The organism is Halorientalis persicus, assembly GCF_900110215.1.
Lineage (GTDB): Archaea > Halobacteriota > Halobacteria > Halobacteriales > Haloarculaceae > Halorientalis > Halorientalis persica.
The window spans coordinates 1-13,189 of record NZ_FOCX01000056.1 but is presented as its reverse complement, the minus strand read 5'-3'; the positions used below and the strand labels follow the sequence as shown (position 1 = coordinate 13,189).

Below are 13,189 nucleotides of genomic sequence, written 5' to 3'. Positions count from 1 at the left end.
TCGAATGAGCAAATATCGTGCCGGTCTTGTCGTTGAACGTCCGGCCGCAATTCTTACACAGATACCGCTGATACTCCCGATAGCTGCCGTTTCTGACCGTCAGGTCAGAACGGCAGCGGGGGCACTCAACGCCATCACACCAGCGAACCTGCTGCAACAGGTCCGCTGCAGCCGATTCCGACACGAACCGGCTTATTGGGAACATATCGGGCACCGCTGGCGCGGTGCCCTTGCCCTCTTCGACATTCAGCCGCAGCTCTCGCTATCAACAATCTCCTTCGCAAGAGCGTAATGTTAATGCTTATCTGTACTGTGAACCCGAATATGGGAAGACTCACAGATTGGTGAAGGCTACTACTCTCCTCCGTCAAATAACTGAATCAATATTATAGAGTAGGACCCCCGACCATAATTAAGTGCCAGCACGTTAATAAGACGGTATGCTGGCAGTATGCGTTGATGTTGGTAAAACAACTACACGGGTTGGTGTATATGATGAGGATTGGATCGTCATTGAACGCTCTCCGACGAGCGATATTGCGACTGGAACTAAAACAGAGTTCCTGACTGGACTTGAGAAGCAGATACGAACATCTGTTAGTTCACAAGGTATCGACAAGGAATCTATCGATCGAATTGCCGTGGCTGCACCGGGGCCCATTGATAGTGTCTCTGAAACAGCGTATTTCCTCCATGACGAGCCGATAGGCATTGAGACACTCTCATCTCTTGCCCCGACCTATTTGGTGAATGACGCAACTTGTGGGGCAGTCGCTGAACACCGTCTTGGGAATCATGACACCGATGACATACTGTACGTGACGATCAGCACTAGTATCGGTGCAGGGGTAGTCCTCGGCGGCGAAATCGTACAGGGCTGGCGTGGGAACGCTGGTGAGGTCGGCCATCTGAAATTAACCGACTGCGAGATACCCTGTCCTTGGTGTGACGGAATCGGTCATTGGATGGCGGCGTGCTCCGGCAGCCAGCTACCAGCGCTAGCGAAGAGTGTGGCGGACAAGGATATTTCCGAGGCTAGTGAGCTATTTGCCGCAGCCACCTCTGGTGAAACCGACGCGCTCGCCGTTCTTGATCGGATGCACGCTCATAATGCGGAAGCATTGACGCAGTTAACAAACATCCTGAATCCAGAAGTCGTAGTTCTTGATGGAGGAGTTGTTCTAAATAACGAACAAGAGATGCTTGAAGGAATCGACCAGCACTTTGGTACCGGATGTTTTAATTCATATCCCCATATTGAAATTGCCAATCTCGGTGATAGATCTGTATTGGAAGGGCTTAGAATTATCTGTACGCAATCTACTGGGATGGCCCCGATTCATTCATAGGGTGTGTGTTCTTTTTATTAGCAAAGCGGTAGAAGAGTTATCTTCTGAAACCTCAATACTTGAAGAGAATTTCACAGAAGAGAAAGCCCTATTCAAAAGAGATCTGAAGTTGCTCTCTGTCCTCTAAATTCTCCTTGTATGCCTGCAAGATATCATCCCATTCCGCTTGCCCCGCTAACCACCGACTCTTCAAGTCAGGGTCTGGGGTCGCTTGTTGCAGACTAGTGAATGTAATACCCTCCAGCGTTCGATCCCACCCATCGAAGACGTCGTCCTCGTCATTAAATTCATAGTCTTCCCACATCGTGCCTCGCCACATGTAGGTGTCCAACCCGGTCTGCTTGATGAAATTCTTCTTTTCGCCCTCGCTCATCTCAGACTTCTTCACTCGGCCTATGTCCAGTTCTGGCGGCCGTGGGATCTCGATTCGCGACTTGATCTGGAATGCGAGGCGAATGTTTCGGTCGTACCACTCGGGGTACGCGAACGCCTGCCGGTAGTCCCGATACTTTCCTGCCATTGGATCGAGTTGCCCTCGATCCGCCATATCACGAAGCCGCTGATAGAGCGTCAGTGCCTCTACTGGACCTCGGTTGTGGAACGAGACGAACGAGATAGAGTAGGGATCGTTAATATAGTCGATCATATTGTCGCTCCCCGACCGGCGGGTAGTACCCCCGATCATAGTGTCGACGCCTTCGACAGCATACTGCTCGTTGTCCTCGTGATACAGAAGCCACATCTCCTGTCGTGGGTTCTTTTCTTCACCCCGGTCGGTTCCCGAGTAGTTCATATCGAAAACCGGCTCTTCCCAGCTCGTGGCGTTACTGAGCCACTGGTGATGCCGTTTTGACTTTCCGCTCCACGATAAATTCCTAAGAATGCAGCTCAGGGCAATCGATCATCAAGTCGTTCACCTATGTATGTTTTCCTCAGGAGCAGAAGCGATTTCTCTTCTTGTGGATCAGTATCAAGATAGAGGTGGCTGAGGTAACCAATAAAGAAACTAGTACCCATGAGAAACGCTATCGCCGCAGGATTTGAGATAGACAACGATACTGCGACCGAGGAAACAATCGAAAAGAGTATGATTGCTACCAATAAACCAGCGGGGATTTGATGTAAGATACCTCGATGTGGTGGATTATAGACGTAGAGAAATCGAAAGATCATCCAGCCAGCACCTATCACCATGCCACAATAGATGGTCCCACCAACGAATGTGGGAGACGTAGTAACTGGAAGAAGTTCTCCGACATTAACCACTAATCTACGATTCACATATAGCACAGTTGCGATGACTCCACCTGCGAAGACCGCAACCCCTCGTCTGAAGTGCCGAAATGGGATGGATCTTTTTGCATCTAAATCCGGAAACATCGCTCCAATAAGAGTGAACGGTAACGCGACTGCACCTGTAGCTAAGAGAATGGGGGTTCCTTCCCCTATAACGTGGAAAAGTGCAACTGCGGGTGGAAGTATACCATAGGATTTGATCCCCGCCCACATATGTTTCTTGAAGCCCGCCACTAGCGAATTACCTCTTGCTGTCTGAAACTCTATCCGGGACTCTATAATTTTCTTCGGTCATTGGTGTCTATATTCCAGTTCGGAATAGTGCTATTGGGAAACAATTATGACGTGATGGCAGGTACGTCACAATCAACGTATGACACGACGCTTTTCCCGTATGTTGCCACTCCTCGGTGTCGTGATTCTCGTGGTTTTTAGCTCAGCAATCGTGACTGCAGCGGTCACGACGACCAGTGATACGAGTTATAACGGTACTCAATCAGACTCAGACCAAGCAATAGAAATCACTTATACTGTGTCTCCTGAGGGTGGTACAATCAATAATATGACTGTGAATTTTGATAGTACCAGTCAGACGTTTATTCAATCGAATTCGTTCAGTTTCACTGTTAGTCCTGGTGGTGCAGATATCAACGTCGAATCGCGTCAAGGTAACCGATTCTTTATTCAGGAGATTGAACCAAACGAAGAGGTGACCTTTGTTTTCGAGGTATATCCAAAGACGATCAAGCAGGAGGAGATTGATGCGGCATCAGTACAAATGGATTACATTCAAAACGGTCAGGACCTTTCTGACTCAGAAACTGTTACCGCTAATATGAGCTCTTCACCTTGGTTCGAACTCCAAGCAGCTGAAGAGACAATCAATCAACAAGAATCAGAACTCCAGCAGGTTTCCCTTGTCGGACAGATCACCGATATTGCGTTTCTTGGAGGAATCGTGATTGGACTTGTCGGGATCGGTTTCGGGACTTATTCGTGGCGGCGGCGCAAGAGCGAACGAGCAGAGCTAAAACGGGAACACGCCGCGAACCTTGAATCGCTCGCGGAGCGGATGGAGAAAACGAGTGATGGGAAGAAACTCAACAACGAAGCAGAAGACATCCGGGCTGATCTTGAAAGTTCTGGAGATGGAGGAACCAGTGGGGACGACTGGTAATCTGTATCTCTCGCCCCAATCGAAAACGACTCCGTTCTAATACGATACTGAAACAGCTGCGCTTCTCCTGTCTGTGTCCCTTAATTATATTATGTCGTGCGCTCAGGTTTCGCACAGAGAATGGTCACTAATCCATCCATCGTTATCGGAATTGGCGAGGCGGGTTGTAAGATGGCTGCTCGAACGTATGAGAGTATCAAGGACGAAGTCGCCGCAGATCGTGGGGATCCACAGGAAGTTTTAGACCGTTTCAAATTTGTAGGTATTGATACAAAAGCTGACGAAGTGGAGGAATATACGCCGGAGTCGTTCCAAACGATTGCATTAGAGACTCCGACTAAGAATTGGGAAAACGATGTGGAAGAGTTTCCGTACCTTCGAGAGGATATGCAGCTCGCAGATGTTGGTGGGGCCACCCGTCAACGGGCTGTTTCCAGATACTATATCGATAACCTGCAGAACTACAAAAGCTTCCGACAGCAACTGGAGCGGGTTGTGGAAGAGTTTGAAGATGATGCTGGAAAAGCTCTCGACGATCCCGATATCGAAGGTGCCAACCTGTGGATAGTCAACTCGTTCGGAGGGGGGACTGGTAGCGGTGCTTTCCCCCTAATAGCGGGTATGCTCGATCAGATCACCGACGACGCTGACGAGAATTATTATCTGTGTGGTCTCGGGTCACTCCCCCGCCTGGATCAGTTGGACGACCAATCACGGCCACCAGCTGCTAACGAAAACTTCTACGCAAATGCATATACTGCGCTCAGGGAATTGTCCGTCCTTCTTGACTATGACTTCGTTGACGAGTTCACTGACGCTGCTGGGACTGACTTTCCGATTGAGATCCCCCTCTACGCAACGCACGGAGAAAACCAGCTACCGGGGTACAATGATATTCGATTGGAGGAACCCCCCTTCGACTTCTATGGGCTGATTGGGTTTAACGAAGAAAAAGGCGATAATACTGATTATCGGCAGAATCTAAATCAAGTTGCGTCTGACACCATTCGACTTCTTGCTGAAGAGTTTGAGGAAGACTTCCCGAATGACTACTCCCGATCAGGAACGACCGGCAAACCGACTTTGTATTCGGTCGACAGCCGAGGAGTTGAGGTACCCGTTTCTGCTGTCGAAAATTATGTTCAGGCTTTGGAAGATATCCAAAATATAGAAGACCGTATAGAGGACAAGCACGGTGAACTGGAGCGATATCAGGAAAATCGGAATTATATTAATCAAGTCTTAGATATTGAGCCGGGAACTGACCCTTATGAAGAGGAGTCGGAAGGTGACCTGGATGACGAAGAGATCCTCGTGGATCGCTCAATTATAACGACAGCACAGGACCACGCCTACGACGAAATCGATCCGAGAAGTGGGTATGATGATGAGCTTCTAGATGAGCGGTACGAAAAAGCACTCTCACAAGTCGGTCAACTCTCAAATAAGTACGAATTTGACGTTGAGGATGTCTTTGCGTATCTCTACTATCGAGAACTGGTTTCGCGTTTCCGTTCCCTGAAAGAAGGACACCAGTTTGCAAAATTGGTACAGGATGCAGTAGAGGACTACTCCGACAAATTCTCCCGATACCTCGATAGTGATCAAACTGAACTTCTCACCGCCTCCGACGAAGCGCCACGGGACAAGTGGACAGGTGGTCTTGAAGAATGGTTCGAAGAGGCAATCGAAGATCAGGAAGAGAAACTTGAGGAAACTAGTCGGATCAAATTCCGTGTTCGTAGTGAGATAGAAAGCCGGATCGAAACACTTCGATCACGGAAAAACGAACTGACTGACGAATACGCAGAGTACAAGCGTATCGATGATGCCCAAAATACGGCCCGTGGTCGGCGTAACGAGGCCAGAACTAGCTTAGAAGACATTCGAGACGAAATTAACGATGGGATCCGCTCGACAGAATCGGATTTAGAACAACTTCAGGAGGAGAAGGGACGCCGAGAGAACGTCCAGCGGTCCCGACGGGAAACCTTAGAATCCTATGAGCGGGAACGATATGTGAGCATTCCCTTCCAAAACTTCGAGAACGCCAGCGTGGAGTTCCTTACTGATCTCGAAAGTATAGGTGATCTACTTGAGCGTGAGATCGTGAGTGAACAGCGGGTGGCCCGCGCGCTGGAATTCACGCTGGAGAATCTTGAGGAGCCGTTCCAAGATCTGGAGCCACAAAACGTTCCGATCAATGCCTACCGATACTTGGGAGTACTGACTAGTGAGTCAAATGTCGGTATTCTCCAAGGGGATCTCGACGGTGTTGAGGGAATCGATAAAATCCCCACTCTGATGTCGACCAACAGTGACGAGCAGGAAACAGCAATTATTGACGACGTCTTCCGGATTCGATTTACCGCTACCAACGCAGACATCGCGTTAGAGAACAGTAGCGAATTCGCTCAGATTCACGAACAGTTCCGATCTGAGGAGGATGTCGGTGAACTACTCGGATCGACGGCCTCTGACGCCGAACTCATCGGTCGAAAGTTCGGGTATCCAGAATTTTTCCCGGATGACGACCAAGTCAGCGACGCTTGGGATTTCGAAAAGGAGCTGACTGAGCCAGCTGAGGACTGACGCCGGCTAATAGTGTCCCATCTTATTTTTAGATAGCTTCTAAAGACGGAGACTTGCTCTCTGGAGGAACTATCCCGAGACCAGAGTCCGAGCCAGAACCAGAGGACGATGAAGAGGATGAGGAGGAAATCGGTCCAGATGACGAGATCGACGAATGCCCGGTCTGTGGAGAGTCCGTTACTGGTGACCAACAGTTTTGCGAGGCTTGTGGGACGGCACTGTTTCGACAATGTCCCGTCTGCGGGCGCGGTGTCACGGACGAACTATATTGTCCAGAGTGTGGCACAGCAATCCAAGAGGAATGTGAGGTCTGCGGAGCTCGAAGACATTCCTCAGAGGAATTCTGTTCCAGCTGCGGTACGAGGTTTTGTTAGAGGGGCTTTCCGGTGATTCCGATGTGAGCTACCACGTAGCTTGCGACAAAGAAGGTGGTCGCTAATACCGTACCGGTGAAAGACTGTATGTGAAGCGTGTAAATACCTCCTGGGACCGCGAGTACCATCCCAGTTATTCCTATGAGGATTAATACTCGAGCGATACCACCAGGCGGGAAACCAAATGATCGTGATTGTCCGTCCGGGTCAACAAACTGGCCTGTGTAACAGTAGTGTGCGATCAGGTATCCTACCCACGCGGGCAAACCAGCCAAGAAAACCTGATCGAGTTCCTGACCATTTCGAGCCCAGAATATACCGAGAGCTGTCCCATAGCAGGTGATAGCGAGTGCGAAGACTGCGACAATCTCCCGAATACGACGATTCATAATACCGTATTGTTGAGTGCTGCGTGCATAATGAAGTATCCACCAACCATTCCGCATCCAGCGATCAGAGCTCCATGAACGCTCAAAGAGAGAATAGTTTGTGCACCGACTGTTCCCCCGTATCCAAGTAGAGCAATACCACCGAGAGCGATGATGTACCTGAATATTGTTTCTCGTATGCTCCAGTTCCTAGAACGATCTGTTTTGGGATTGGAGTGAGCGGTTCGTTGGCTGATACGGTACCCCACGATCGTGAGTCCAAACCCGACAGTGGCAAGACCGACATTACCATTGAATGCCTCAACAGCAGTTAGTGCCGCACCAAACACAAGTATAATACTGCCAATGATGAGCGGGATGTATCGGCGGCCTTGGTGCGAAGCCATAGCGATCTCCATTCAGTCAACGCTAACCCCTGCTAGAGGAAATATTTTACAATCATTGACGAGACAAAGTGAGGTAATGCAGTTGCCGGACGAGGATGACATTCGGTCGGATGACCACAGTCCGATTGACCTCTTTGTTCGAGGAGTTATTTCTCGGGAAGATGAGGAGGCACCAACAACTACAGAAACACGAGATAATCTTCACTTTCACGAGTACTGTCTGATGTTCGAAAATCGGGAATTCTATGCGAGGGAGTTCCATGAGCATAAACTGAAAATATTCGATGGGGTACTTCGGCAGATGGGGCTCTATTGGCCAGTTATTATACTATCTGCCACGGTAGCCATCTTCGTCGGCGCTGAATTCACTTCGCTCACCGGCCTTAGCGGTTATGTTCCAGCTCTGACTGAAACTCGAGTATACCTACTCTTGGGTATAGGCGTCCTCTGGTTGCTTTTGCTTTCACTTCTTAATTATGCAAATATTATAAGTAGAGATGAATTCATCACGCCGTTGATAGTCTACGGACTATTAGGATGGCTCGGCCTGATGGTAGTCATTTCCATTACTACTGTTTTCTTCTCGGCTAAACCCACTGAGTTACCTAGATTGCCGATATTTGCCAGCGGATTGCTTCTTGCGATGCTCGTAGGGGGAATGATTGGGTATGATTTAATGATCCGAGGAGAGAATCTATTCTGGAATCTGGACCTGAAAAACGTTATTGAAAACCCTGAGGGGTACCGCGAATTTCGCCAAAAAGTTAAGCAGAGGCTCAACTTAACGATACCGTTCACCGAGATTCCAGTCGCACCAGTATTTGGGGCCTTATTCGTTCTTCAGTTTGGCGCTTTCTGGATAGTTACCAACGGACCCCAGGGTCTCAACTCCAATATCGGATTAGTAATCAATCTACTGTTGGATTTCTTTATGGTGGCTGCAGTATTTCAGTTTCTCATCGGCTTGCAACTATTTCGACCCCTTCTGACTACAGGTGTCGACACAAATGAGGGGAAAGTCGAATTAGTTTATCGACCGTTTCATCCAGACAATCATGGCGGGTTTCGCGATTTCGGTCGAGTCGCAATGCGCATCAATAGTATGCTTGCAATCGGGGGGCTCTACTACGCGTATCGACTCTACGTTCAAGGGTCACGAGCGTACGTGCCCGGAATGATGGATTCAGTATCACTGTCACTAATCATCTGGATTGTAAACTACATTAGCCCAATAGTCCTGTACATATTACTCGCGGCAATTTGGCTCTACTCCACGTTCTGGCAGTTACACCTCCTTATGAGCCATCATAAAGAACGTCTGGTGCTGGCCAAACAAAAGCGTGAGCGGGATCCCGACGCAGATACTCCGATCGGCGACATCGTTGACGAACGCGGATGGAACGAACTCCGGGACGCTCCAGAGTGGCCAATTGACAGGCGGCAAATCAGTACTGCATTGTTTGCCAATTCTCTACCGGTATTACTCTCAATCTCGAATATTCCCTTTTTATGAATGTGCTGATCTTCTTGGGGTCACGTTCCAGCACACAAACCCCACGTCACACGAATGGTACTACCGGTGGAAAGATTTATATTTTTAACCCTAACCTCCCTCAAGTGACGAGAGGCTTTGATGACTGATATCGTCGCATTTAGTGACGCGTACTTGCCCACCGTCAACGGTGTTTCCTATACTCTCTCAACTTGGGCGGAACAGTGGAACGAAAACCGAAATCAGATGGAAGTCGTCTATCCGAACGCGAAAACGTATACATCTCGCTCTTGGGAACACCCTGTAGCTAGCGTGTCGTTTCCGTTCTACGAAGGATACCGTATGTCACCACCTTGGATTCCCCAGGCGGTGTCGGTCCCCGACGTTGTACACATCCACAGTGTATTCAGCCTCGGTTTAGCTGGATGTTTCCTAGCTCGCAAACACAATCTTCCACTTGTTGCGACATACCACACGCCGATGACTAAGTACGCCCAGTACGTTGCTCCTGGCTCAAGAACAACGGATCTGTTGAAGCGAGTCCTTGAACGATACGAACGAGTGATTCTTGAACGGGCAGATGTTGTCACAACACCCTCCAAGGCCACACGATCATTCTTGCGGAACGAAATCGGGATCACAAATCAAGTAGAGGTAGTTTCCAACGGTATTGATTTGGAGTTGTTCGGCCCCGTAGAAACAAACGAGTTTCGAGAAGAACACCAGCTTTCGGGGGTTGTTGTCGGATACACCGGAAGACACGGCGTTGAAAAAAACATCGAAGCAATATTCGCAGCCACAGAGCAGCTTGAACAGGATGTCACGGTCGCTATCGGCGGCGACGGTCCACATAATGAAGCACTTCGAAAGGCGGCCCAGCGATACGATGTTGAGGTTCGCTTTTTCGGATTTCTACCCCGTGAGCAATTACCGTCCTTCTATTCAGCCATCGATATCTTTGCATTTCCGAGCCCTGTAGAGACGGAAGGAATTGTGGCTATGGAGGCGATCGCCTGTGGGACGCCGGTTGTGGGAATAAATGCTGGCGCGTTGCCAGAAACGATTAATACCGGGGAAACCGGTCACCTCTATGAACGGGGCAATATCGACAGTTTCACGGCGGCGCTCGAAACAGCTATTAGTGACCTATCAAATCTCCGAGAATCCTGTCTTGAACATCGTGAAGCGCTCGGCGTCGAGCGAACACTCAAAACACTCGCTGACCTCTACGACGATATCCAGTAGTGGGTAACAATGATCAACAGGATGTGCTCTCGGCCAGAAAATCATTAAGAGAAATACGGCGGCTTCAGCTCTGATTCAGGCCGTATGACGACGCACATGGTACGCATAACCCCATATGAACGCGAGGGCACAGATAATCACCACGTAGAGAGCGGTCGTAGTAAGGTCCTCAGTGAGAGGTATCAACGGATGTGTGTTAATAGTGGTAGCTACTGATTGAACAGATGTTCTAACATCTTGAGTCCGAACTAGAATCTCAATCATTCGTTTGATTAGAGGGCCCACCAACAATACCGTGAGAGCCGCTGCAGCATGCGAAAAACCGGTCCACCGTGGCATATCTGTGCTACATTTTTGCGTGTTATAAATTTGTGTGATAGTATTGGGTATGGCTTGGACTCCACCGAAGCTCCAAGACGTCATCTACAACCCGGAAGGGCCCCCGAACTGGAAGGCTGGCTGCTTCACGGCTTCCACCACATCAACTGGCCGGACCGATTCTCCTCTGTCGACTACGATACTCGATGCGTCAATTTTTCAGTCGAGCTGCTCAACTACCGACCGCTGGTGAGACAGGTTAGTCAATTATCTGGTTTGCGGCAAACGATTCTCCGACCGAACCACCGCTGAGAACGCCCTGGGCAAATGACTGAATCCGACCTCGAACCGATCTGCAGTGTCGAGGGCCCTACCGTTGACTTACTGGTCATCTCCGATCTACACCTCCGGGCGACAGGGGCGCAATATCCGGTTGCAGACCTCCCGGTCGAAACACACGATATCGTGCTGTCGCTCGGTGACGTGATCGACGAGAACCGCGAGCATGCCAAGTCCGTGTCTGCTGGCGAAGCCTACGAAGAACGAGGCCGGACAATCCTTGAGCGTCTCGATGAGCAGGGAGTTCCAGTACTTGCAGTACCTGGGAACCACGACCCCGTCGATTGCACCCAGCGGCTGAGTGAGGGGCTCACGAACGTCCACTCACTACACGGCGTTACTCGAAACGTGGTCGTCGGGGCAGAATGGTCGCTCACCATTGCCGGATGGGGCTGTGAGCAGTTCGACTTCACGCCAGCCCTGCTGTCTCCTGACTACCCAGACATCCCAGTCGAAGACGAGGCACGGACGCCAGATGCCGTCGCAAGCACTCTTCTCCGTGCGGCAGGGGAATACCTCGCCGGCGACCTGTCCGAAACGAACCTCGCACACAAACTTGGCACCGAGGCGACGAACCCCTCGTTCGAGACGTCGCTCGCTCGGCTGGATGCCCGCTTCAAGACGCTCGTCGAATTGGTAGAGGGAGCCAACGGCCCGACCGTGGTCGCAAGCCACATCTCCCCGTTCAATGTACCGTTCGACATCCGCGGACAGCACTCACACGACGGAGACTACCATTTCGGCTCCGTGGCGCTTCGGGTCGCACTGGCGGCGGCCGGTGTCGACGCCTGTCTCTCTGGACACACCCACCAACGCGGACTGACAGCGATCCCGACCACCAGCGGGCATTCGTACGTACATAATCCCGGTGACGCGGGAGTCTCTAACGTTTCTATCAGCCAGGATGGAACCCTCCGGGCGGAGCAAATCGACGTTGCGTGGCGATGACCGGAAGTTCATCAAGTTGCAGGCGGATCGGACAGACACTTTCTCTATAATCACTACGACTTCCTACGCTCAGCTATCACTGATAGGGAGATCTTGAGGGTGGGTCCGGGGTTAGCCAACGATAGGTAGCTTCGAGATCGTTTCCGCAATCGACTCACGGTCAGCGTCACCTGGTTCGAGCACGACCGCAATATCGTGTGTATTGCAGTACGATAACACCCACCGAAGCCCGTCTGCTGGGCGCTGCGTTTCGGGAAGCCCATCTGAAGTCGGGTCATTGAGATGGATTGCTTGGATTTGCGAACCACCGACGATCGCGAGCGTGACAAATACGGGACGCCACGGACTCCCCTCTGGAGGGGGTGCTACATCGAGATCGGAAACTTTCTTGCTCTGTTTCACATTGTCCCGTAGGAACTGCTGGAACGCCTCTGATAGCTGATCGCGGAGCTGCTCATCAGCATGCTCCAGCACAGACTCAATCGCTCTGTCGTCAACTGTGAGCTTACGCCGTTCCATCGCGACGTGTGCAGTATCGATTAGTATCGACACGTCATCGAGTCGAGGGACCTGTTCGGTGAGAAAAGCCAGCGCCGCGATATCCTCGGGCGTGTGGTAGCACGAGGCGTCGGGCGTGTTCTCGACGGCGAGTGGATAGCCACCGACTTCGGTGATCGTTGCAAGCCGTTCGACGTGTTCCCGGTAGTCGAATGTACGCGTAGTGTGGACGGTCAGCCACTCAGGTTCAACTCGCTCGCCGAACGCGTTATGAACGAAATCAGTTATGTCGCCGACGTTCCCCGGTGCTACGCTTAACCCCCGGGGTTGGCTCGTTCCAGGTGGAAGGTGGATACTGGTAATGGATTCGGGTGAAACACCCTCCATCTCACATTCATCTGAGAGCGTGTTACCCCGAGATAGAGATTCTGTATGCTTCCAATCCAATTTTGCTTCGACGCTCTTGCGAAGGAGATTGTTGATAGCGAGAGCTGCGGCTGAATGTCGAAGAGGGCAAGGGCACCGCGCCAGCGGTGCCCGATATGTTCCCAATAAGCCGGTTCGTGTCGGAATCGGCTGCAGCGGACCTGTTGCAGCAGGTTCGCTGGTGTGATGGCGTTGAGTGCCCCCGCTGCCGTTCTGACCTGACGGTCAGAAACGGCAGCTATCGGGAGTATCAGCGGTATCTGTGTAAGAATTGCGGCCGGACGTTCAACGACAAGACCGGCACGATATTTGCTCATTCGAAGCTCTCGCTGAAAGAATGGTACTTCACGATCTACGTCT

General features: G+C 50.7%; 13 protein-coding genes. 8 read left to right on the top strand and 5 right to left on the bottom strand.

Annotation, left to right across the window (positions count from 1 at the left end):
- Positions 1 to 205: transposase-like zinc-binding domain-containing protein (locus tag BMX17_RS23660; protein ID WP_139203721.1), on the bottom strand; the 205-nt coding region annotated here is incomplete at its 3' end.
- Positions 206 to 440: 235 nt separating this feature from the next.
- On the opposite strand from BMX17_RS23660, the gene BMX17_RS23655 reads away from it, so the two are divergent.
- Positions 441 to 1,349 (top strand): ROK family protein, encoded by a 909-nt coding sequence (locus BMX17_RS23655; protein ID WP_092664757.1) that lies wholly within the window; start codon positions 441 to 443, stop codon positions 1,347 to 1,349.
- 88 nt (positions 1,350 to 1,437) lie between these two features.
- On the opposite strand, the gene BMX17_RS23650 is transcribed toward BMX17_RS23655, so the two are convergent.
- A complete protein-coding gene (locus BMX17_RS23650; protein ID WP_092664754.1) occupies positions 1,438 to 2,142 on the bottom strand; it encodes a hypothetical protein in 705 nt (234 codons plus the stop codon).
- A 95-nt stretch (positions 2,143 to 2,237) separates the two neighbouring features.
- The gene (locus tag BMX17_RS23645) at positions 2,238 to 2,879 is read right to left on the bottom strand and encodes a metal-dependent hydrolase (protein ID WP_092664751.1); all 642 of its coding nucleotides are present in this window, start codon (positions 2,877 to 2,879) and stop codon (positions 2,238 to 2,240) included.
- A 139-nt stretch (positions 2,880 to 3,018) separates the two neighbouring features.
- Between BMX17_RS23645 and BMX17_RS23640 the strand changes: the two genes are divergently transcribed.
- The 3 genes from BMX17_RS23640 to BMX17_RS27645 all read left to right on the top strand — a co-directional run bounded on the left by BMX17_RS23640 (position 3,019) and on the right by BMX17_RS27645 (position 6,788).
- Entirely contained in the window at positions 3,019 to 3,822 is an 804-nt protein-coding gene (locus BMX17_RS23640; RefSeq protein WP_139203719.1) for a COG1361 family protein, read from the top strand.
- 120 nt (positions 3,823 to 3,942) lie between these two features.
- Positions 3,943 to 6,414, top strand: a complete 2,472-nt coding sequence (locus BMX17_RS23635) for a tubulin-like doman-containing protein (protein WP_092664746.1) — start codon at positions 3,943 to 3,945, stop codon at positions 6,412 to 6,414.
- Between the two features lie 53 nt (positions 6,415 to 6,467).
- A complete protein-coding gene (locus BMX17_RS27645) occupies positions 6,468 to 6,788 on the top strand; it encodes a double zinc ribbon domain-containing protein (protein WP_170845546.1) in 321 nt (106 codons plus the stop codon).
- A gap of 385 nt (positions 6,789 to 7,173) precedes the next feature.
- Here the strand turns inward: BMX17_RS27645 and BMX17_RS25605 are convergent, their stop codons facing one another.
- Positions 7,174 to 7,575, bottom strand: coding sequence for a hypothetical protein (locus BMX17_RS25605; protein ID WP_139203717.1), 402 nt, complete (start codon positions 7,573 to 7,575; stop codon positions 7,174 to 7,176).
- A 64-nt stretch (positions 7,576 to 7,639) separates the two neighbouring features.
- Between BMX17_RS25605 and BMX17_RS23625 the strand changes: the two genes are divergently transcribed.
- From BMX17_RS23625 to BMX17_RS23615, 3 genes are all read left to right on the top strand, one after another.
- Complete coding sequence (locus BMX17_RS23625; protein WP_139203715.1) at positions 7,640 to 9,076, top strand: hypothetical protein; 1,437 nt, start codon at positions 7,640 to 7,642, stop codon at positions 9,074 to 9,076.
- Positions 9,077 to 9,196: 120 nt separating this feature from the next.
- Positions 9,197 to 10,300 carry a glycosyltransferase gene (locus tag BMX17_RS23620; protein WP_092664737.1) on the top strand — a complete coding sequence of 368 codons (1,104 nt, stop codon included), beginning with the start codon at positions 9,197 to 9,199 and terminating at the stop codon, positions 10,298 to 10,300.
- A 645-nt stretch (positions 10,301 to 10,945) separates the two neighbouring features.
- Complete coding sequence (locus BMX17_RS23615; protein WP_092664734.1) at positions 10,946 to 11,905, top strand: metallophosphoesterase family protein; 960 nt, start codon at positions 10,946 to 10,948, stop codon at positions 11,903 to 11,905.
- 111 nt (positions 11,906 to 12,016) lie between these two features.
- Here BMX17_RS23615 and BMX17_RS23610 read toward each other — a convergent pair whose 3' ends face one another.
- On the bottom strand, positions 12,017 to 12,790 hold the full coding sequence (locus BMX17_RS23610) for a hypothetical protein (protein ID WP_092664731.1): 774 nt from the start codon (positions 12,788 to 12,790) through the stop codon (positions 12,017 to 12,019).
- Between the two features lie 155 nt (positions 12,791 to 12,945).
- Between BMX17_RS23610 and BMX17_RS23605 the strand changes: the two genes are divergently transcribed.
- Positions 12,946 to 13,189 (top strand): transposase-like zinc-binding domain-containing protein (locus tag BMX17_RS23605; protein WP_139203581.1); only part of this gene is annotated, 244 nt, incomplete at its 3' end.